Origin of the sequence: Gilliamella sp. wkB108 (genome assembly GCF_001690195.1) — a bacterium.
Lineage (GTDB): Bacteria > Pseudomonadota > Gammaproteobacteria > Enterobacterales > Orbaceae > Gilliamella > Gilliamella apicola_L.
In genome coordinates this window covers 131,291-151,377 of the sequence record NZ_LZGM01000118.1, presented here as the reverse complement: position 1 = coordinate 151,377, position 20,087 = coordinate 131,291, and the positions used below count along the sequence as shown (strand labels likewise).

The window sequence follows — 20,087 nt, the reverse complement described above, 5'->3', positions numbered from 1 at the left end:
TTAAGACTGTAGAGCGTCATTTAAACGATTTAAACGCCCTCTGATACTACTATCAATAACCATATCGCCCGTACGAATAATAAAACCAGAAATGAGCGAATTATCGATATGACATTTTAGTTTTACTTTTCGTGATAAACGTTTTTCGACAGCGATAGAAATCTTATCAAGTTGTTCACTAGATAGTGCTTGAGCTGATATCACATCGACATCTGCTTGCGCTTCTCTATCTAAACAAAGTTGTTCAAACAAGCCAAGCACCTCTGGAAGAAGTGGTAATCGCTTGTTTTCAGCCATAATCTTAATAAAATTAGTGCTAAACTCATCCAATACATCTTTACAAATGTTAATGAGTAGATTAGCCACAGAATCAGTTTTCATGTCAGATGTTAGAATACTTCTTATTTGTTCGTCTTGACTGACTTCAGAAGTTAACACCAACATTTTATGCCATGATTCAATGCTGTTCTTTTCTACCGCAAAATCGAAAGCGGCTTTAGCATAAGGGCGAGCAATCGTAATTAAGTCAGCCATTGCTCTTTTCTCCTTATAATTCAGCTACAAGTTTATCAATGATGTCGCTATTTGCGGCTTCATTAACAGAACGTTCAATAATTTTTTCTGCACCGGCAATAGCGAGTGTAGCGACTTGCTGTTTGAGCTCTTCTCTCGCTCGTTTGCGTTCAGCCTCTACTTCGGCAAGTCCTTGAGCAACAATTCGTTCTTTTTCACGAGAAGCTTCTTGTTTTGCTTCTTCAAGAATAACTGCTTTGCGTTTATTCGCTTGCTCAATAATTGCATTAGCCTCAACCTTAGCCTGTTGCATTATGTCAGATGTATTTGCTTTGGCTAATTCCAAATCTTTTTTTGCTGTTTCTGCAGAAGCAAGCCCATCAGCTATCTCTTTTTGGCGTTTTTCAATCGCTCTGATAACGGGAGGCCAAACAAACTTCATGCAGAACCAAACAAACAATACAAATGTAATTGCTTGGCCGAGGAGAGTTGCGTTCATATTCATGAGACAATTCCTCTTAAATTATTGTTAGCCGGCAACAGCAAAAATAACATATAGTGCAATACCCACACAGATCATAGGGATCGCATCAACTAAGCCCATAACGATAAAAAATTGAGTTCGTAACATAGGCATTAATTCTGGTTGACGAGCGGCACCTTCTAAGAATTTACCACCTAATAAACCTATACCAACTGCACCACCAATCGCAGCTAATCCCATCATTATGCCAGCGGCTACAAATAACATACTATCCATTATATACTCCAGTTTATTATCAAAAAAATATTAAAATTAGTGATCTTCCGTTGCCGACGCCATTGCTAAATAGACGATCGTCAACACCATAAAAATAAATGCTTGTAATGTAATAATTAAAATATGGAAAATGGCCCACGGTAGTGATAATACCCACTGTGACCACCAAGGTAATAATGCAGCTATCAAGATAAAGATAAGTTCACCAGCATACATATTACCAAAGAGTCGAAGACCTAAAGAAACAGGTTTAGCCAGAAGGCTAACCAGTTCAAGTACTAGGTTAATTGGTGCAAATGCCCAGTGATTAAATGGGTGTAGTGTGTACTCTTTAATAAACCCAGATATACCTTTGTACTTGATAGAATAAATAATGATTAAAGCAAATACGCCTAAAGACATTGACATGGTAATGCTAACATCTGCTGTAGGCACGACTCTTAAGTGTGAAAGACCGAGATATTGTCCTGCATAAGGAAGGAAATCAACAGGAATCAGATCCATTAAATTCATCAGGAAAACCCAAATAAACACGGTTAAAGCTAGTGGAGCTATGAGTTTATTTTGGCCGGTGAACATATCTTTCACGGTATTATTGACAAATTCAAAGATCATCTCTACGGCGCATTGTAATTTACTTGGGACTCCACTGGTTGCTTTTCTGGCAACACGATGAAAAATCCACAAGAAGATAACGCCAAGCAGAATTGAGAAAAACAAAGAGTCAAGATTAAACGTCCAAAATCCTGAACCTGCTTGCAGATTCTCAAGATGATGCTTGATATAAGCTTGTGGTGAAGCTGGAGAGGAAACTGCCATATAACCCTCTTACCTATTTCTAAAAATAAAAAAAATTGTTTATTTTTAACCTCGAAAGGTATAAACAATCGCTCTAATAATTTAAGGTTGTTATTTTAAACCTAATTCCCTATATTAAGTCAACCTTTGATTAACAAAATTAAGAATTTAAACACTTTTTACTAATTTTCTGTAAAGCTATACAGCTTTCACAATCACTTTATTAAAATTATCATCGTTATTATCGATTAATTAATGGGCAAAAAAAGGTGTTATTTTATCCTTTAACTGCATTAGCAATTAATTCTGCTAATTTACGAACTTCTACCTCATCGCTCCCTTCAACCATTACCCGAATAAGTGGTTCAGTGCCAGATTTTCGAATTAATACGCGACCATTACCAGCTAGTTGTGATTCGACTTGTTCAATAGCAGCGGTAACTTCAGGACTATTTAACGGATCATGTTCACCTGTAAAACGCACATTAATAAGAACTTGTGGTAACATGGTCATACCAACACATAAGTCTGCTAAAGACATATCATTACGTACCATAGCACTTAATACTTGCAAACCTGCGATGATACCGTCTCCTGTGGTGGTTTTATCTAATAATAGAACATGTCCAGAATTTTCAGCACCTAAGCGCCAATTTTTTTCAATCATTTTTTCAAGCACATAGCGATCGCCAACTTTTGCTCGAACAAAAGGAATACCAATATTTTTAAGTGCTATTTCCAGTCCCATATTACTCATCAGTGTGCCAACGACGCCACCTTTGAGTTGACCATGCCTTAAGGCTTCCCGGGCAATAATATAAATAATTAAATCACCATCTATTTTACGACCTTGAGCATCGACCATAATTACCCGATCGCCATCGCCATCTAACGCAAATCCTAAATCAGCCTTTTCATTGATAACGCGTTGAGCTAATGCTTTAATATCAGTGGCACCACAATTTTCATTTATATTAACGCCATCGGGTTCACAACCAATTTTAATGACATGAGCGCCAAGTTCACGCAATACTTTTGGCGCAATATGATAAGTTGCGCCATTGGCACAATCGACCACAATTTTCAAACCAGATAAACTTAGATCGTGATCAAAGGTACTTTTACAAAACTCAATATATCGTCCAGCAGCATCGGTAATTCTACTCGCGCGACCAAGTTGTTCTGATTCAACACAATCAATCTCTTTTTCAAGTTGTGCTTCAATTTCTAATTCAATTGAGTCGTCCAGTTTTTTGCCTTCCGTTGAAAAGAATTTTATTCCGTTATCATAAAAAGGATTATGCGACGCAGAAATCACTACCCCTGCATCAGCACGAAACGTGCGGGTTAAATAAGCTATAGCTGGTGTCGGCATCGGGCCTGTAAATGCAGTTGCCACACCGGCTGATGCAAATCCGGCTTCAAGCGCGGATTCAAGCATATAACCTGAAATACGGGTATCTTTACCTATTAAAACTTTTTTAACGCCATCTTTGGCAAGCACTCGTCCAGCTGCCCAACCCAATTTAAGCGCAAAGTCAGGAGTGATAGGATATTGACCAACCCTGCCACGAATTCCGTCAGTACCAAAATATTTTCGATTAGACATCTAGTTCCCTCACACTAAGTTTATATTTGTGGACAACTTTTGATTTAGCGCTAAGTTATTATTTGTTAGTCAGCCCTTTCAAAGTTGAATCACTATTTTAATTAAACTTATTTACTGTAACTGCCTATTTTTTGTAAATAAGTTTCAGGTTAAGTATACGTTTTAGTATAAAACTATTCTCGATTATCGTTAGCGAATTTTAATAACACTTGGCTTTCTTTGATAAAACGCTGAGCATAACGACCAAACCAAGTTCTAACCTCATTAAAATTTTCGATAAACTTAGTTTTATCACGTTGCGCAATTAGCTCAACCAGTTGACCAAAACGTTTATAGTAGCGCTTTATCAATTCTATATTATCGTCTGATGCCATAATGATATCGGCATATAGTTCTGGATCTTGAGCAAAAAGTCTGCCAACCATCATTAGTTCTAGTCGATAAATAGGTGAAGAGAGCGCAATAAGTTGTTCTAAATCTGCGTGTTCTTGTTGCAAATTCACACCATATGCAAATGAGGTAAAATGCCGTAAAGCTTGAATAAATGACATACATTTGTCATGCTGTTTGGCATCAATAGAACATAAATTTGCCCCCCAAATTCGCATTTGTTCAATTAACCATTGGTATTTATCAGGTTCTCGTCCTTCACAGTAAACAATAATTTGTTTGGCGAGGTTAGGGACATCAGGACCAAACATTGGATGTAAACCCACCACCGGACCTTGATGCTTGTCTAGCATCGCTTTTAGTGGTTTAACTTTTATCGAGGTGAAATCAGTCAAAACACAATCTTTGGGAAGAGGTGGTAATTGATTAATAATTTCACAGGTTTTATTAATTGGTACAGTGACAATGACGGCAGCGGCATCTTTGATTACTTCAGCGGCTTGATGCATGGTTTTAGAACCTAGCGTTTTAACGTTATATCCTGACAGGGTAAATAAACGCGAAAAAAGTCTTCCCATTTGTCCATTACCGCCGATAATCACAATTGATCCTTGACCGGTATAGATTTTTTTGAAACCTTTATCATTCTCACTAATATAAGATTCTCGCATTAATCGGCGTAAAATATCTTCAATTAAGGCAGGAGAAATGCCAGCGTTTTCAGCCTCTTGACGTCTTTTGGCTAGCATATCTGTTTCACGTTTGGGGTCGTAAATAGGAATACCTTGTTTGCTTTTGACTTCACCGACTTCGGTAACTAATGCTAATCGCTTGGTAATAAGAGATAAAATAGATTTATCAATTTCATCAATTTTATCACGCAATGCAAGTAATTCCTTAGACATATTCAGTTATTCCTTTTGTCACAAGTAGTAGCTTTTTCTGTAATAGTTTAACAGTATAACGTATTTTTGCTAAAATAGGACAATGGCAATATTAATTCAAATACAATAAATTAATCATGAAAGTTATCTCATTTAATATAAATAGTCTTAGGGCGCGTATCCACCAATTAGCTGCCATTATTGATAAATATCAGCCGGATGTGATTGGTTTGCAAGAGACGAAAGTGCATAATGATCAGTTTCCAGTTGAAGAATTAAAACAATTTGGCTATCACTTAAATTATCACGGGCAGAAAGGTCATTATGGTGTTGCACTGTTAACCAAACAACAACCTTTATCAGTACAATGTGGATTCCCGACCGATAATGATGAAGCACAATGCCGTTTGATTATGGTCGAGTTACCAACCAATCAAGGTAATTTAACTGTAATCAATGGTTATTTTCCACAAGGTGAGAGTTTACATCATGAAATCAAATATCCTGCAAAGCGCAAATTTTATCAAGATTTGATTAATTATTTGCAACAAAAACAATTGAGTAATCAGTTATCGTTGATTATGGGGGATATGAATATCAGCCCCACAGATTTAGATATCGGTATTTCCGATGAAAGCCGTAAGCGATGGTTGCGTACGGGTAAATGTTCGTTTTTACCGGAAGAGCGAGAATGGATGACAAATTTGATGTCACTGGGTTTTGCTGATACCTATCGTAAGCAGCATCCAAGCGAACAGCAGTATTCTTGGTTCGATTATCGTTCTAAAGGTTTTGACACTCATACAGGACTTAGAATTGATTTGATTTTAGCCAGCCAAAAATTGATGTCATATTGCCAGCAAACAGGCATTGATTATGATATCCGTGCCATGGAAAAACCATCAGATCATGCACCTATTTGGGCTAAATTTGATTTAGTATAAATAATGACACAACGACTGGAAGGAAAATAGCATGCAAGGTAATAAGATTCTTTCTGTTAAAGATCTTAATCAAATGGTCAAAGATTTACTTACTGATGCTATTGGTCAGATATGGCTTGTTGGTGAAATTTCCAATTTTTCACGCCCATCATCTGGACATTGGTATTTCACTTTAAAAGATGATACCGCCCAAGTCCGTTGTGCTATGTTTCGTAATAGCAATTTTAGGGTCGGCTTTACGCCGCAAAATGGACAACAAGTGTTAGTTAGAGCGAGCGTGACCCTTTATGAAGCTCGTGGTGAATATCAATTAGTCATCGATAAAATGCAAGCTGCAGGAGCAGGGCTATTACAGCAAAAGTTTGAACAGTTGAAACAAAAACTCAGTGAAGAAGGGTTATTTGATGCAGTTTATAAAAAAACGTTGCCAGATAATATTCGCACTGTTGGTATTATTACCTCATCAACTGGCGCTGCACTGCATGATATTTGTCAGATATTAAAACGCCGAGATCCGAGTTTACATCTAATTATTTATCCAACGCAAGTACAAGGAAATGAAGCGGCTGCACAAATAGCCAAAATGATTCAAATCGCCAATTTACGCCAAGAGTGTGATGTGTTAATTGTTGGACGAGGCGGTGGATCACTTGAAGATCTTTGGTCATTTAATGAAGAAGTGGTCGCACGAGCTATTTTTGCCAGTCAATTACCTATTGTCAGTGCGGTTGGGCATGAAATCGATTTTACCATTGCTGATTTTGTGGCTGATGTCAGAGCGCCTACACCTTCAGCTGCTGCTGAGTTAGTGAGTCGGGATAAATTAGATCAAATTAGGCGTATAGAAGAACAGAATCAACGTTTATCACTGGCGATGGATTACTATCTAATGCGACGCCGTGAAATGCTTAATAAATTGCGTCATCAATTACAAACGCAGCATCCACAAGCAAAACTGTCAAAGCAGTTAAATCGGTTATTAACTACGCGTCATTCATTATATGAAAATATTCAACAATATTTGCTCAGGCAGTCAAATCGCCATAATTCTTTAGATAAAAGATTGTCACGCGTTTCTCCGCAAAACAATATCATTTATTTAACTCAGAAATTAAGCCAAAAACAGCAGCAAATGTTTAATTTAATTCAACAAAAATTAGTTAAATCAAAACACCAGTTTGCCATGCAAACAGCACAACTTAATAGTGTTAGTCCGCTTGCGACACTTGAAAGGGGATATACGGTTACAACCAATCAAGCGCAAACGGTGATTCGTAGTCGTGAACAAGTCACGGTTGGCGAAGTGATTATAACCCGATTAAAAAATGGCAAGCTAGTTAGTCAAGTTGTTGAAATAGAATAAATAATATTAATATATATTTTTAATATCTTAGTCTAGATTTAGCATAGAGTCGAAAAACTTAACAAGTAAAACCAACAAATTGGGTTACGGTTTATTAGTGTGATTGGCAATTGCACCATAAACTATAATACTTATATAATACCGTTAATATGAATGATTGTATTTTTAAGGAAATAAGATATTGATGCTCCCTCCAATAGGTATTGATCTAGGTACAACCAATAGTTTAATTTGTGTTTGGCAAAATGGGAAACCCACACTTATCCCTAATTCAATTGGCGAAGTTGTTACGCCATCGGTAGTAAGCCTTGATGATGATAATTCAATTTTGATTGGGCGTGCAGCTTTGTCACGTTTAACTACTCACCCAAATCGTAGTGCAGCAGCATTTAAACGTTTTTTAGGTTCAAATAAAGTCTTTGAATTAGGTGACCAAAAGTTTAGCCCAACTGAACTTTCGGCAATAGTTTTGAAATCCTTAAAAGCCGATGCAGAAGCTTTTCTTAAGCAAGAAATCAGCGATGTAGTCATTTCTGTCCCAGCTTACTTTAATGATGAGCAACGTAAACAAACTCGATTTGCCGCTGAGCTTGCAGGCTTAAATGCGGTGCGGTTAATTAATGAGCCTACAGCAGCTGCTATGGCGTATGGATTACATGAGGAACAATCAGGTAATACCTTGGTTTTTGATTTGGGTGGCGGTACTTTCGATGTCACAGTTCTTGAATATTCAATGCCAATTATTGAAGTTCATGCCTCTGCAGGTGATAACTATTTGGGTGGTGAAGATTTTACACAGTATATTGTTATGGCCTGCTTAAAAGAATGGGAACTGAAACAACAGGATATTCCGGTAGATGATTATGCTCGCTTATTAGATTTAGCCGAGCAGTTAAAATGTAAACTAAATGGTGATGAAGTTCATCATTTAACTTGGACTTGGCAAGATAAGCAATGGCAGTTTTCATTAAATAATAATCGGGCTGAATCAATTTGGTTACCTTTGCTTAATCGTTTACGAGCGCCGGTTGAACAAGCATTAAGTGATGCAAGATTAAAACCTAATCAATTACAACACATTGTCTTAGTTGGAGGATCGTCACAACTTGGGGTAGTGCGAGAGTTGGTTACCAAATTATTTGGTAAATTACCTTATCGACATGTTAATCCAACTACTATAGTAGCTCAAGGCGCAGCGATTCAAGCTGCGTGCAGGCAACGTAACCAAGATGTTGAAGAAGTGATTTTAACCGATGTATGTCCGTATACTCTTGGTATTGAAAGTTGTACCGATAATATAAGCGGACTATTTTCCCCGATTATTGAGCGCAATACCATTGTACCAACATCAAAAGTAAAAACTTTTTACACTATGCATCCTCAGCAAGAAGTGATCCGCCTATCAGTTTATCAAGGTGAAAGTCCACGCGTTGAAAATAACGTATTAATTGATGAATTTGATGTGCCATTAACACCAATGGAAAAAATACAAGGCATTGAAGTACGCTTTAGTTATGACTTAAATGGTTTATTAGAGGTTGATGTAGTATCACTGGAAACGGGTACGCAACATGGTAAAGTGATAGATCATAGCCCAATAGGTTTAACTGAAACACAAAAAATGGAAAGTCATAATCGCTTAAAATTACTTAAAATTCATCCGCGCGATGAAATGCCAAATCGCGCATTATTAGCTCGATTAGAGCGAGCTTGGACACAATCTCTTGGTGATGAACGACTTCTTATTGGTTCATACATTGAAGCCTTTTTAAGCGCAATAGAACAACAAAAAACCGATGTAATTGATGAGTTGCGTAATGAAATTGAGTCCAACTTACAACAACTCAATAGGTAATCACAATCCCGGAATATTTGATGTTATTACGCCTAATAATGCTATAGGTTTAATCCCCCTTTGATTTATCAGTAGAGTCAGGGGGATTTTGGGTTAAGACTTTGTCTTTTTTGCTTTTGATAGGCATCCCATAGCGATTAGCATAAGGAAGACCTTGTCGATAGCATGAATAAAAGAAAAGTGGTAAATTCGTAATACGCTTAAGAAAGAAAAACCTCTCACCGTTATAATGATCATTTAAGCGCCTTTTTATCGCAAAAATAGTATTGATTAATATAATAGCTACAAAAATTATCGTAATCGTGTTCTCATTGCTTACAATAAATATTTTGTTAAATCTATATAAACAAAAACTAAAAAATAGTTGTAATAAAAATGCTATCTGATTAGCTCTTCCATTCCAACGCCAAAATTGGCAAGCTTTATTTATCGGTATTGGGGCTGAGGTAAGTTCATTTTTATTATCTGCATCTTTTGCCAACAGTAATGCGGCACAAAGTCGCAATACGAGGTCATTATCACCATTGATTTTAAAAGTAATTAACATCTGCACTTCATCTTCACTACATACACCATAAGAGTGGGATAATCGATCAGCGAGTTTTTTTAACTTATCTACTGATTCGCTATAGTGATATTTTTTACGATCAAAAGTAAATGGTATATTGCGATGTTTTGCAAATCGATCAGCAATGATTTGTAATTCTTTGCTATCATCAGCAATTTTCCCAAGTATTTTGTGTAACTTTTCTGTTTGTGAAGATTTATATAATAAAATTGTCAGTAATAACATTAAATAAATTGGTTCATGATTTGCTAATTTTAATTGCCATAATTGTGCTATGTTTTGTTGTATATCATAAAAATCAATTCGCTCTGGATCATCATCAAGAACTGATTCAATTGAATTTGGATAATTGATTAATATAGAATTAACTATTCTATTGTCATTTTCAATTTCGTTATATAGTTGGTTCTCATTTTGCCAATTACTATGTTTAATGGTGTTAACAATAGAAAGGATCGGACTATCGTTGGGTATATTAAAAGTACTATTATTTTGTTTAATAGATGTTGCAATTTTGACAGGATCACTTGCCAGAGCAATGACTAACATACAATATCGATACCACTGCCAGTATGCGTCCCGATCATTTGCATAAGGCGGATTCGGAAAATCGTAATCTAAATTAAATGAGAAAAATATCATCCAATCAAACATTTCCATTTGAAAATAGTCAAGATAGTTATAAAGATGCAATTTGGCAACCAAAGGTAAATGACGGAATCTATCTAGCCAAAAACGAGCAAAAATAAAGTCATTATTTTCTTCTTCAAGACTGAATTCTACAGGAATCGATGCATCTTCATCATTGTCGTATAACCAGGTTTTAAATTGTTGGATTGGCTTAAGTTTGGTTATCCATTCGAGATACTGTTTGGCTTGGCGTTGTAAATTTTGGATAATAAATAATTCAAAAGCGTTATCACTCTTTTCTTCAAGAATTTCTTGCAATAAAATTTCATCACCATGACGTAACATAATGGCATGACGATATAAATGAAGTAAGCGATTACTGCCGTCATCATTTAATAGTGGCAAAAGAATTTGTCGATAATTCCAATTTTCAGCTAAAGCCCAATCAATGAAGTCAGCAATTTCAGGGGGATAATCGTCTTTATTGAGTTTGACTAAGCGGGTGATAGTGGTTGCACTAAATCGTGGAATAGTATAGTTCAAATCTTCGGTGGTGTTAGTGGGTAAACTAGCGAAACGATTAAGTGCGACAATTAATAAAGGTAAATGATCTTTAGCATATACCGAACACCAATAAATTATCCAACCGGCTGATTTTCCCTGATAATTTTTTGAATTATAAAGTTCTAACCAATATTTTAAGCTGTTGTCTTTATCCTCAAGTAAGGTATATTGTTGCGCGACAATATATTTCCATTCGATGATTAAATGTGGTTCAAGCCCTGTTAAGGCTAACTGTGATAACGCATAATCTAGAATTGCTGAGTTAGCTTGTTTGGCATAGCAATGCCAGTTTGCATATTGCAACATCAGATCTTCATCATTAGGTAAGTAGATCACAGTATCTTGTGACAAGAAATAATCTAATTCTCCAGCTGAACGTTCCCAAAAAATCCATTTGGCAAAATCTAAATAATCTAAAGTTACACTTTGAAATGTCTTACTGATAGTCGATAAAGTGGCATAATTGAAATAATCACCTTGTTCAATTTGATTCAAAAAATCGTCATAACGGTCGATTTGATCGGGTAATTGTGTCATCAATTGTTGGCGCCAGCGCAAATTATCCGCTAAAACTTTAGTACAAGAAAGTGATAAATGATTAGCAGAGTAACTTATTTCCAATAACTGCCATTTGACACTATCAATAACAGTCATAGAGTAGTCATAAAACGAAGCGACAAATTGATGCCATTGGTTAATGTCATAGCAACGCTTTGGATCGGCTAATAATGATTGATAATTTTGGCAGATCTCATTAGCTTGTAATTCTTCTTCGGATAGCGATTGGGTTACGTTATGGTCAATTTGTAATTCTAATCGTGACGTATCAATGGTTGTTTCTGAGTAATCTGCATATTGCATGGCATCTTCATATGCTTCACGTAATGCTTTAAAACCATCTGGATCAGTTTCCGGGTGATATTGCGGTAGTTTTGCTCGATATGCTTGTCGAATAACTGTTTTATCCGTAGTTTTTTCAATTCCTAACAGTTGCCAACATTTTTCGTTCATGACCAATCGTACTCCATTAATGATTCGGGTTTTTCTAACTCTTCAATGTCAATAAACCAAGGTAAACGATTACAAGGTGAGTTAGCATCGGTTTGTAACTCTGTCATGGATTGCATTTGGTATGCTCTGGATAAATTATAACGTAATACATCTAAACTTGGTTCATCTCTCAATGTTTTCCAGTAAAAATAGCCAAAAAAATGACCAGCAAAATATTGTTGCCAAGTTTTATAATAATATTGAGAGCGTAGCGCCATACGATATAAGATCCATAACGCTTCTTGCTCAGTAATATATTTATTAGTAATGCCATTACGCAAAATATATCCCATTCGAGAATAATCCCAAGCTCTAATGCCTCCCACGCCACACTCAGTAAAAGTTTGCTCAACCATTTCTAGTAATACTTTTTGAAAATCAGTTTTCGATTGACTATATTCTAACCACTTGTATTGAGGTAAACGGTCATACAAAAAATAGTATTGAGATAATGCTGGCGCATGGCCAGCATCAATCATTCTAAAAACACATTCAAATAAGCTCTCACGCGAGTCAATTCCCCAATCATCGTCCATTTTAACAAACTCTCTATCCGGGAATAGATTCGGTCCGGTATAACTTGCGCCGTATTCTTTATTCAGCGCAACCATTGGCGCAGATAATCCATATAACCAATCAATATAATTTTGATCCATATTAATTATCCATTAATAATGTTTATATTATTAAGTATAAAAGATAGCAGATTTTATGATTAAAAAGAATCTATTACCGATAAGAAAAAAAGGGTGATGAAAATCTGGATCTATTTTATTTAAAATTGCTAGCGTTATTGCTGTATAAATTACAAAATTATTTTGCAAAACAATTTGGACAAGGCATAATAAAAAAATGTCCTCAGTATTTATCCTTTACTGAGCAATATGTAATAAGGAGTTATAATGAAAAGAGTTGCATTAACTATACTATTAATGTCAGCAACGGGATTAATGTTACAAGGTTGTGTTGCTGCTGTAATAGGTGCGGGAGCAGGAGCTACAGCTAAAGTTGCAACAGATCCTCGTACAACAGGAACTCAGATTGATGATACAACACTTAATTCAAGAATTGCGTCCAAATTAAAAGATAATGCAACAGCGTTTATAGGATCGCGCATTTCATCTAGTACTTATAATGGTAACGCTCTTTTGACCGGACAGGCTAATACTGATCAAAGTGAGAAAGCGGAAGAGTTAACGCGTGAAGTCGATGGTGTTAAAAAAGTCTATAATCAAATCCGTATAGGTGACCCAGTAGGTGTTGGTACTATTACCAATGATTCATGGATCACAACTAAAGTTAAATCTCAATTAGTGATGAATGCACAGACTAAAGCACGTAAGATTAAAGTTGTGACTGAAAATAGTGAGGTGTTTTTAATAGGTATTGTCACCAATGAAGAGGGCAAAGCAGCGGCTGATGTAGCAAGTCGAGTCGATGGTGTGAAAAAAGTAGTGACTATATTTAATTACATTGAATAACAATGTAAAGTTAACAACGGGGAGGGATTCTCCCTTGTAATTTATAGTGATTTGCTTACCGATTGGATTCGTTCAATTAATTTGGTTAATCCTTGTAAGCGTGATTGACTAAGTTCATCCGTAATTTTGAGTTGGCTTAACATGGCTTGAAAGTCGATGGCATCAATCTCTTTGGCTGTTTTATGATTCGCCATTATAATTAAAATCGCCAATAAACCTTTAACGATACGTCCTTCGCTATCACCTTGAAAAATATAAGTATTATCCGATTGTTTTTGATAGGTAAGCCATACACGATTTTCACATCCATTGACTTGGTTTTTATCGGTTTTTTGATCTTCTGGAAAATCGGGTAATTGTTTCGATAGTACAATTAATTGACGATAGCGATCTTGCCAGTTATGTAATCGGGAAAATAATCCTAATAATGTTTGCTCTGAAAGCATAATATTGACCTATAGAATGGTAAATTGATTGTAAAGATGTTTCAGGTTAACTATACGTTTCAATATAAATTATCGTAATATTGCCACTGTATCTTGCATTGCTTGAATGAATTTATCTACATCTTGTTGGTTATTATAAGGCATCAATGAGATCCGAACTACCCCATGACAACCAAGCTTTTTCATCAAAGGTTGCGCACAAAGTTCTCCGGTTCTAATTGCTATATTCTGTTCACTGAGCAAAATGGCAATATCATTATGATGAATATTTTTTAAATTAAATGTAATAATTGGACTTTGATTAGTACTATAAAATTCAATATCAGTTAATTTTGATAATTGTGATTTTGTGTAATTTGCTAATTGTTCAGTATAGCGATCAGCTTGTTTAAAATCCCAATTTCTTAACCAATTTAGCGTCGCATAAAAACCAATAATACCTGCAATATTAGGCGTGCCTGCTTCAAATTTATAGGGAAGATCTTCAGGCTGAAAATCCTCAAAAGAAGCGGTTTTCAACATCTTTCCACCACCATGCCAAACCGACATTTGGTTAAGTAACTCTTTTTTGCCGTATAAAACACCAAGTCCGGTTGGACCATATAATTTATGGGCTGAAAAGGCATAAAAATCAATATCGAGTTGTTTGACATCAATCGCATTATGCACAACACCTTGTGCGCCATCTACTACTAAAATTGCCTCATTTCGATGTGTAATACGACTAATTGCCGCTAAATCAGGACAGAATCCGGTAACATTTGACATTTGGGTTACTGCCACAATTTTCGTGCGGACTGAAATCAGTGAAGCTAATTCATCAAGATCCGTTGACCATTTAATTATATTGGCTCCAGTTTGCTGCGCCACAATTAACCAAGGTAACAAATTACTGTGATGTTCAAGTTCACTAACAATAATCTCATCATTAGGTTTTAATATGCTTCGTGCGTAACTTTGTGCAACCAAGTTAATCGATTCGGTGGTTCCACGAGTCCAAATAATCTCTTTATTGTCATTGACGTGAATAAAATCAGCCACAAATTGCCTAGCTTTAGCTACATTTTCGGTAACTTGTAAGGCATCACGATGCAAACTGCGCTGAGCCGTTGCAGTAGTGTGCATATAATATTCTAGCGTTGCATCAATCATCGCTAGCGGTTTTAAAGCAGTTGCAGCTGAGTCAAGATAAACGCTTTGATTATTCAGGGCAGGAAAGTTTGCTCTAAATTGTTCAGGTAAAAAGTGTTTATTGAGTGAGTTCGAGTCCTGCAATACCATTCCAGTAACCATTACAATCTCGTTTATGTTCAACTTGTAGTGGATGTAAACCATCTTCATTCGCTTTGAACTGGGTAACAATATCAAGTGTTTCTAGTCCAAGCGGAGAAATTCTAACAATATCCACCAATCCTTTCATATCTTTAAGATTATTACCTAAGTTATAGCAATAACCGCTTTGTGTTTGAATACCATTTAATACAAATACTTTTTGCTGCTCTTGTGAAAATACCTCACGACCAACTGGATATTTAATACAGCAAGTTTCACATTTATCTTTTGGTCTATCTTCCGACCGAGCGGTGAAGCAACGCGCTGAATAAGCTAATGGTAAATAGCCATAACTAAACACTTCAACTTCAAATTTACGTTCTATATTTAAACTGGCAAACTGTTTAAGCACATTACTTAACCAGTCGCGAGAAAGTTCAACCGGCATACACCAGCGAATCATACCTTGTTTTTGTAATAATTTTAGCGTTAAAGCGTTATAACAGTTTATGGCAGGACCAGCAACAAAGGGTAATTTATTATCATGGGCAATATTGATGGCAGCCAAATCATTGGCTTCAACTAAAAACTCGCCATTGTTCACCAATTGTCGTAAGTCATTAAGTTCAGATGGCGCTTCAAGCAAAGCAAGTGTTGAAAGTACTACCTGTTTACCTGATTTAGCTATCTCTTTTGCTAATTCTAGCCAGTTTGGCACTCTCATTTCGCGGCGTTTAGTACAAACCGTTTCTCCCATATAGATAATATCGGCCTGACTGTCTTTCGCCGCATGATAAAAAGCTTCAGTTTCGATTTTAGGCCAGTAATAAAGCACTGGTCCTAAGGCATATTTCATCATTTTGCTCACTATATTTATTTATGTTTGATCATCGTTAATTTATCAACGTTAATGCTTTAATTCCAGTGGTTAACCAAAAATACACTAATATGAAATTTCATATTACATTTTTCAAAAGAGTTAACTTCATTGCGTATCGATTAGTATAAGGTTATTGCCATTTACGATGATAAGCGCCTAATGTAGTTTGCGTCCCTTCTGACACAGAGCCTAGCGTATCCATCCAACTTTTTTCAGCTTGGAATGATTGTGGATTAGCTTTATAGCGATCTATTGCTTGACGCCATACTTTAGTTACTTGCTCGACATAAGCGGGACTTCGTTGACGTCCTTCAATTTTCACCGAAGCAATATTGGCGGCAAAAAGTTCGGGTAAAAGTTCAATTGTATTTAAACTGGTTGGTTCTTCAATTGGGTGATAAAGCTCATTACCCACGAAATAACGCCCTTTACATAAAGTGGGGTAACCTGCATTTTCCCCTTTTTTATGACAATCAATTAATACGTTATTTAAGCGAGATTCTAACCCTTTATCGGTTTCTTCCCAACGGACAAATTTTGCAGGGGAACAGGCACCGACAGTATTTGGTGATTCTCCGGTTAGGTAGGATGATAAATAACAACGTCCTTCGGCCATAATACAAAGGCTACCAAAAGCAAATACTTCAAGCGGAACAGGTGAAACTTGGGATAACTGTTTTACTTGATGCATAGAAAGAACGCGAGGTAAAACAATACGATGTACATGAAAATTATTATGGTAAAACTTAATTGATTCCTCATTGGTTGATGAGGCTTGTACTGAAACATGGCGCTCGAGTGCAGGGTATTTTTCAGCAGCATAATCAAGCATAGCTAAATCGGCAATAATCAATGCATCAGCACCAATACTGGCTGCTGTATCAACGGCATATTGCCAACGCTCAAAATTTTCAGGATGAGCAAAAGTATTAATGGCAATATGTAATTTTTTACCATGTTTATGCACATAATCAGAGGCTTCAATTAATCGCTTTTCATTGAAATTTAAACCGGCAAAATGGCGAGCATTGGTATCATCTTTTAAACCAATATAAACTGCATCAGCGCCATTATCAATTGCCACTTTAAGAGAAGGCAATGAACCAGCCGGACAGAGAAGTTCCATAATAATTTTTACCTCAATTCTGTATTAAATACGCTGTGTATTATGCAATATTTTACCACGTAATGCGAATGGAAAGAGTGTATTCCATTTTCTCTAAGATGTTTAAGAATTAAATAAAGCTTAGTTATTAAAATTAACTTAAAAAATGTTAATGTTCACGGATTTTATACTGAAACGTATAGTTAACCTGAAACATTTTTACAAATAGCTCTAGCAATTCTATCTCGCCCTATAAGATCGCAGTTCTTCAATTTATAAAAACACACTTTATCAACGTATTCTTATACTGAAACGTATAGTTAACCTGAAACATTTTTACAAATAGCTATAGCTGTTCTAACTCGCCGTATAAGATCACTGTTCTTCAATTTATAAAAACACGCTTTATCAACGTATTCTTATACTGAAACGTATAGTTAACCTGAAACATTTTTACAAATAGCTCTAGCAATTCTAACTCGCCCTATAAGATCACTGTTCTTCAATTTATAAAAACACGCTTTATCAACGTATTCTTATACTGAAACGTATAGTTAACCTGAAACATTTTTACAAATAGCTATAGCAATCCTATCTCGCCGTATAAGATCGTAGTTCTACAATTTATAAAAACACGCTTTATCAACGCATTTTTATACTGAAACATATAGTTAACCTGAAGCATTTTTACAAATAGCTCTAGCAATCCTATCTCGCGGTTTAGGATAGTAGTCATTCAATTTTTGTTCTTAAAGTGAGATAAAATGTAATCAAAAACGTATTGATTCAATCTTGAATAACGTTCTTTTTTAGGTCTACACAGTAATACCTTCCAATATATAGGATCATTAAAACGTCGCTCAACAATATTATGATTAGAATAAATATCAAGAATTGGTGAGGGTAAAATTGTCAAAAATTTTGAGTTTGTTGCGATCAATAGTAAAAAATCCCAAGAAGCTGACATAGTACATTTTTGTGGCTGTATATTATATTCACCAAATTTTTTCATCAGTTTGTGATGGATCATAAAGCTAGGTTCAAAAATAGCTAACATCTGATCATTGAGGTCTGACCAATCCAATTTGGGTTTTTCGGCAAGGGGGTGTTCATGATTGAAAAAAACTGATAGTTCACTCTGTTGTATAAGATGTTCATCAATAATAGAAGAATTTATATTAGTAGGATCGAGTAAGATAGCAAAATCTAACTCATCAACCATAAACATTCGACTTAATTCATAAGCACCCTTTTCAATAATTTCAACTTCAATATTAGGGTGGTTAATAATTAAATCAGCAATAATATCCGAAAACACCACACCTAAAATTAATGGTGGTATACCGATTCTTACTTTTCCTTTTAATTGACCGGCATCTTCACGGATAGCGGTTAACATGGAGTTATATTGCGATAATAGCTGTTTTACTTGTTCATAAAATAGCTCTCCTGTTGGTGTTAATCCTTGTAGGCGACCTTTATATCGTTCAAACAATTCAACTTTTTCGGACTCTTCAAAAAGTTTGATGAATTGGCTTAACGCAGGTTGCGAAATATAGAGTCTTTTGGCAGCAAGAGATAGATTAAAATCGGCTTTTACAATCGCAACAAAATATTGAAGATGTCGAATATCCATATTTTTTCCTATTTACTAACATGGTTTGGTTGAAATAAACAATACAAAACTATAAGTTCATCTTATAGATACTATAATAAACAAGACTTGGACAAAGGTAAATCCATAATCTAGCATAAGTTAAATTTATCATTTACATTAAAGGATGATCTTATGCAAGATGTTGTAATTGTGTCAGCAGTCAGAACACCAATTGGGAGTTTTGGTGGTGTGTTTAAAAATATATCTGCTGTTAATTTAGGTGTTGTCGCTTTGAAAGAGGCGATGAATCGAATTTCGCTAAATCCTAATGAAGTTGACGAAGTGATTTTAGGTAATGTATTGCAAGCAGGACTCGGTCAAAATGTAGCAAGACAAATCGCTATTAATGCTGGCATTCCTGATGTGGTACCGAGCTTCACTGTCAATAAAGTTTGTGGGTCAGGATTAAAAACGGTGCAACTTGCAGCCCAAGCTATTGCTTCAGGTGAAGCTGATGTGGTTGTTGCTGGTGGTGCTGAAAGTATGAGTTTATCTCCATATGTGATACCTCACGCCCGTTTTGGTTTAAAAATGGGCAATGCACAGATGATTGATACTATGATTTGTGATGGTTTAACCGATGCTTTTAACCATTATCATATGGGGATCACTGCTGAAAATGTTGCAGAAAAATATGGCATCTCGCGTCAAGCCCAAGATGAATTAGCGTTAGCCAGTCAACAAAAAGCGTCATTAGCATTACAAACTGGACGTTTTAAAGATGAAATTGTTCCTGTATCTATTCCAAATAAAAAAGGTGAAGCAACGGTGGTAGATACTGATGAGTATCCTAAAGCGAGTACGACTTTAGAAAAGCTTGCAAGCTTGCGTGCTGCGTTTAAAAAAGAAGGTACAGTTACTGCGGGTAACGCTTCTGGGATTAATGATGGTGCTGCGATTTTAATTTTAATGAGCCGAAATAAAGCCGAAAAATTAGGACTAGAACCATTAGCTAAAATCACTAGTTCCGCTTCAGCAGGCGTTGCGCCAGATATTATGGGGGTAGGTCCTATTCCGGCAACCGAAAGAGCATTACAAAAAGCGGGAATGACAGTTGATAATATTGATTTATTCGAAGCTAATGAAGCATTTGCCGCCCAAGCTTTAGCCGTTTGTAATACTTTAAAACTACCTGCTGAAAAAGTGAATGTGAATGGTGGAGCTATTGCCTTAGGACACCCAATTGGCGCAAGTGGTGCAAGAATTTTAATTTCATTGATTTATGAAATGAAGAAACGTAATGCTAAACATGGCTTAGCTACACTATGTATTGGTGGTGGGCAAGGCATAGCGATGATTGTTTCTCGATAAGGAGGAT

The 20,087-nt window shown here is 35.9% G+C and carries 18 protein-coding genes; 5 read left to right on the top strand and 13 right to left on the bottom strand.

Annotated features, from left to right (window positions below; genetic code table 11):
* From atpH to tyrA, 6 genes are all read right to left on the bottom strand, one after another.
* Nucleotides 1–534 (bottom strand): F0F1 ATP synthase subunit delta, encoded by a 534-nt coding sequence (gene atpH / locus A9G11_RS13235; RefSeq protein WP_065620046.1) that lies wholly within the window; start codon nt 532–534, stop codon nt 1–3.
* A 13-nt stretch (nt 535–547) separates the two neighbouring features.
* A complete protein-coding gene (atpF, locus tag A9G11_RS13230) occupies nt 548–1,018 on the bottom strand; it encodes a F0F1 ATP synthase subunit B (protein WP_065620045.1) in 471 nt (156 codons plus the stop codon).
* Nucleotides 1,019–1,042: 24 nt separating this feature from the next.
* Nucleotides 1,043–1,273 (bottom strand): F0F1 ATP synthase subunit C, encoded by a 231-nt coding sequence (gene atpE / locus A9G11_RS13225; RefSeq protein ID WP_034901511.1) that lies wholly within the window; start codon nt 1,271–1,273, stop codon nt 1,043–1,045.
* Nucleotides 1,274–1,309: 36 nt separating this feature from the next.
* Nucleotides 1,310–2,092, bottom strand: a complete 783-nt coding sequence (atpB, locus tag A9G11_RS13220) for a F0F1 ATP synthase subunit A (RefSeq protein WP_065620044.1) — start codon at nt 2,090–2,092, stop codon at nt 1,310–1,312.
* Nucleotides 2,093–2,348: 256 nt separating this feature from the next.
* Nucleotides 2,349–3,680, bottom strand: coding sequence for a phosphoglucosamine mutase (gene glmM / locus A9G11_RS13215; RefSeq protein ID WP_065620043.1), 1,332 nt, complete (start codon nt 3,678–3,680; stop codon nt 2,349–2,351).
* A gap of 173 nt (nt 3,681–3,853) precedes the next feature.
* Entirely contained in the window at nt 3,854–4,975 is a 1,122-nt protein-coding gene (gene tyrA, locus A9G11_RS13210) for a bifunctional chorismate mutase/prephenate dehydrogenase (RefSeq protein ID WP_065620042.1), read from the bottom strand.
* Nucleotides 4,976–5,091: 116 nt separating this feature from the next.
* On the opposite strand from tyrA, the gene xthA reads away from it, so the two are divergent.
* The 3 genes from xthA (at nt 5,092) to A9G11_RS13195 (ending at nt 9,116) form a co-directional block, all read left to right on the top strand.
* Nucleotides 5,092–5,898 carry an exodeoxyribonuclease III gene (xthA, locus tag A9G11_RS13205; protein ID WP_065620041.1) on the top strand — a complete coding sequence of 269 codons (807 nt, stop codon included), beginning with the start codon at nt 5,092–5,094 and terminating at the stop codon, nt 5,896–5,898.
* 31 nt (nt 5,899–5,929) lie between these two features.
* On the top strand, nt 5,930–7,261 hold the full coding sequence (gene xseA, locus A9G11_RS13200) for an exodeoxyribonuclease VII large subunit (protein WP_065620040.1): 1,332 nt from the start codon (nt 5,930–5,932) through the stop codon (nt 7,259–7,261).
* Between the two features lie 184 nt (nt 7,262–7,445).
* Nucleotides 7,446–9,116 (top strand): molecular chaperone HscC, encoded by a 1,671-nt coding sequence (locus tag A9G11_RS13195; protein ID WP_065620039.1) that lies wholly within the window; start codon nt 7,446–7,448, stop codon nt 9,114–9,116.
* Nucleotides 9,117–9,165: 49 nt separating this feature from the next.
* Here A9G11_RS13195 and A9G11_RS13190 read toward each other — a convergent pair whose 3' ends face one another.
* Nucleotides 9,166–11,889, bottom strand: a complete 2,724-nt coding sequence (locus tag A9G11_RS13190) for a J domain-containing protein (RefSeq protein ID WP_065620038.1) — start codon at nt 11,887–11,889, stop codon at nt 9,166–9,168.
* Nucleotides 11,886–12,584: a DUF1266 domain-containing protein gene (locus A9G11_RS13185; protein WP_065620037.1), complete on the bottom strand. Its 699-nt coding sequence runs from the start codon at nt 12,582–12,584 to the stop codon at nt 11,886–11,888. The genes A9G11_RS13190 and A9G11_RS13185 overlap by 4 nt, the downstream gene beginning before the upstream one ends.
* 246 nt (nt 12,585–12,830) lie before the next feature.
* Between A9G11_RS13185 and dolP the strand changes: the two genes are divergently transcribed.
* Nucleotides 12,831–13,409, top strand: a complete 579-nt coding sequence (gene dolP / locus A9G11_RS13180; protein ID WP_065620036.1) for a division/outer membrane stress-associated lipid-binding lipoprotein — start codon at nt 12,831–12,833, stop codon at nt 13,407–13,409.
* Nucleotides 13,410–13,450: 41 nt separating this feature from the next.
* Here dolP and csdE read toward each other — a convergent pair whose 3' ends face one another.
* The 5 genes from csdE to A9G11_RS13155 form a co-directional block, all read right to left on the bottom strand.
* A complete protein-coding gene (gene csdE, locus A9G11_RS13175) occupies nt 13,451–13,855 on the bottom strand; it encodes a cysteine desulfurase sulfur acceptor subunit CsdE (RefSeq protein ID WP_065620035.1) in 405 nt (134 codons plus the stop codon).
* A 69-nt stretch (nt 13,856–13,924) separates the two neighbouring features.
* Nucleotides 13,925–15,148: a cysteine desulfurase CsdA gene (gene csdA / locus A9G11_RS13170; RefSeq protein WP_255308550.1), complete on the bottom strand. Its 1,224-nt coding sequence runs from the start codon at nt 15,146–15,148 to the stop codon at nt 13,925–13,927.
* Entirely contained in the window at nt 15,105–15,983 is an 879-nt protein-coding gene (locus A9G11_RS13165; protein ID WP_065620067.1) for a U32 family peptidase, read from the bottom strand. The genes csdA and A9G11_RS13165 overlap by 44 nt, the downstream gene beginning before the upstream one ends.
* A 154-nt stretch (nt 15,984–16,137) precedes the next feature.
* Nucleotides 16,138–17,133, bottom strand: a complete 996-nt coding sequence (gene ubiU, locus A9G11_RS13160; protein ID WP_065620033.1) for a ubiquinone anaerobic biosynthesis protein UbiU — start codon at nt 17,131–17,133, stop codon at nt 16,138–16,140.
* 715 nt (nt 17,134–17,848) lie between these two features.
* Entirely contained in the window at nt 17,849–18,748 is a 900-nt protein-coding gene (locus A9G11_RS13155; RefSeq protein WP_065620032.1) for a LysR family transcriptional regulator, read from the bottom strand.
* Between the two features lie 153 nt (nt 18,749–18,901).
* Between A9G11_RS13155 and A9G11_RS13150 the strand changes: the two genes are divergently transcribed.
* Nucleotides 18,902–20,080, top strand: a complete 1,179-nt coding sequence (locus A9G11_RS13150) for an acetyl-CoA C-acetyltransferase (RefSeq protein WP_065620031.1) — start codon at nt 18,902–18,904, stop codon at nt 20,078–20,080.
* Nucleotides 20,081–20,087 lie beyond the last annotated feature (7 nt).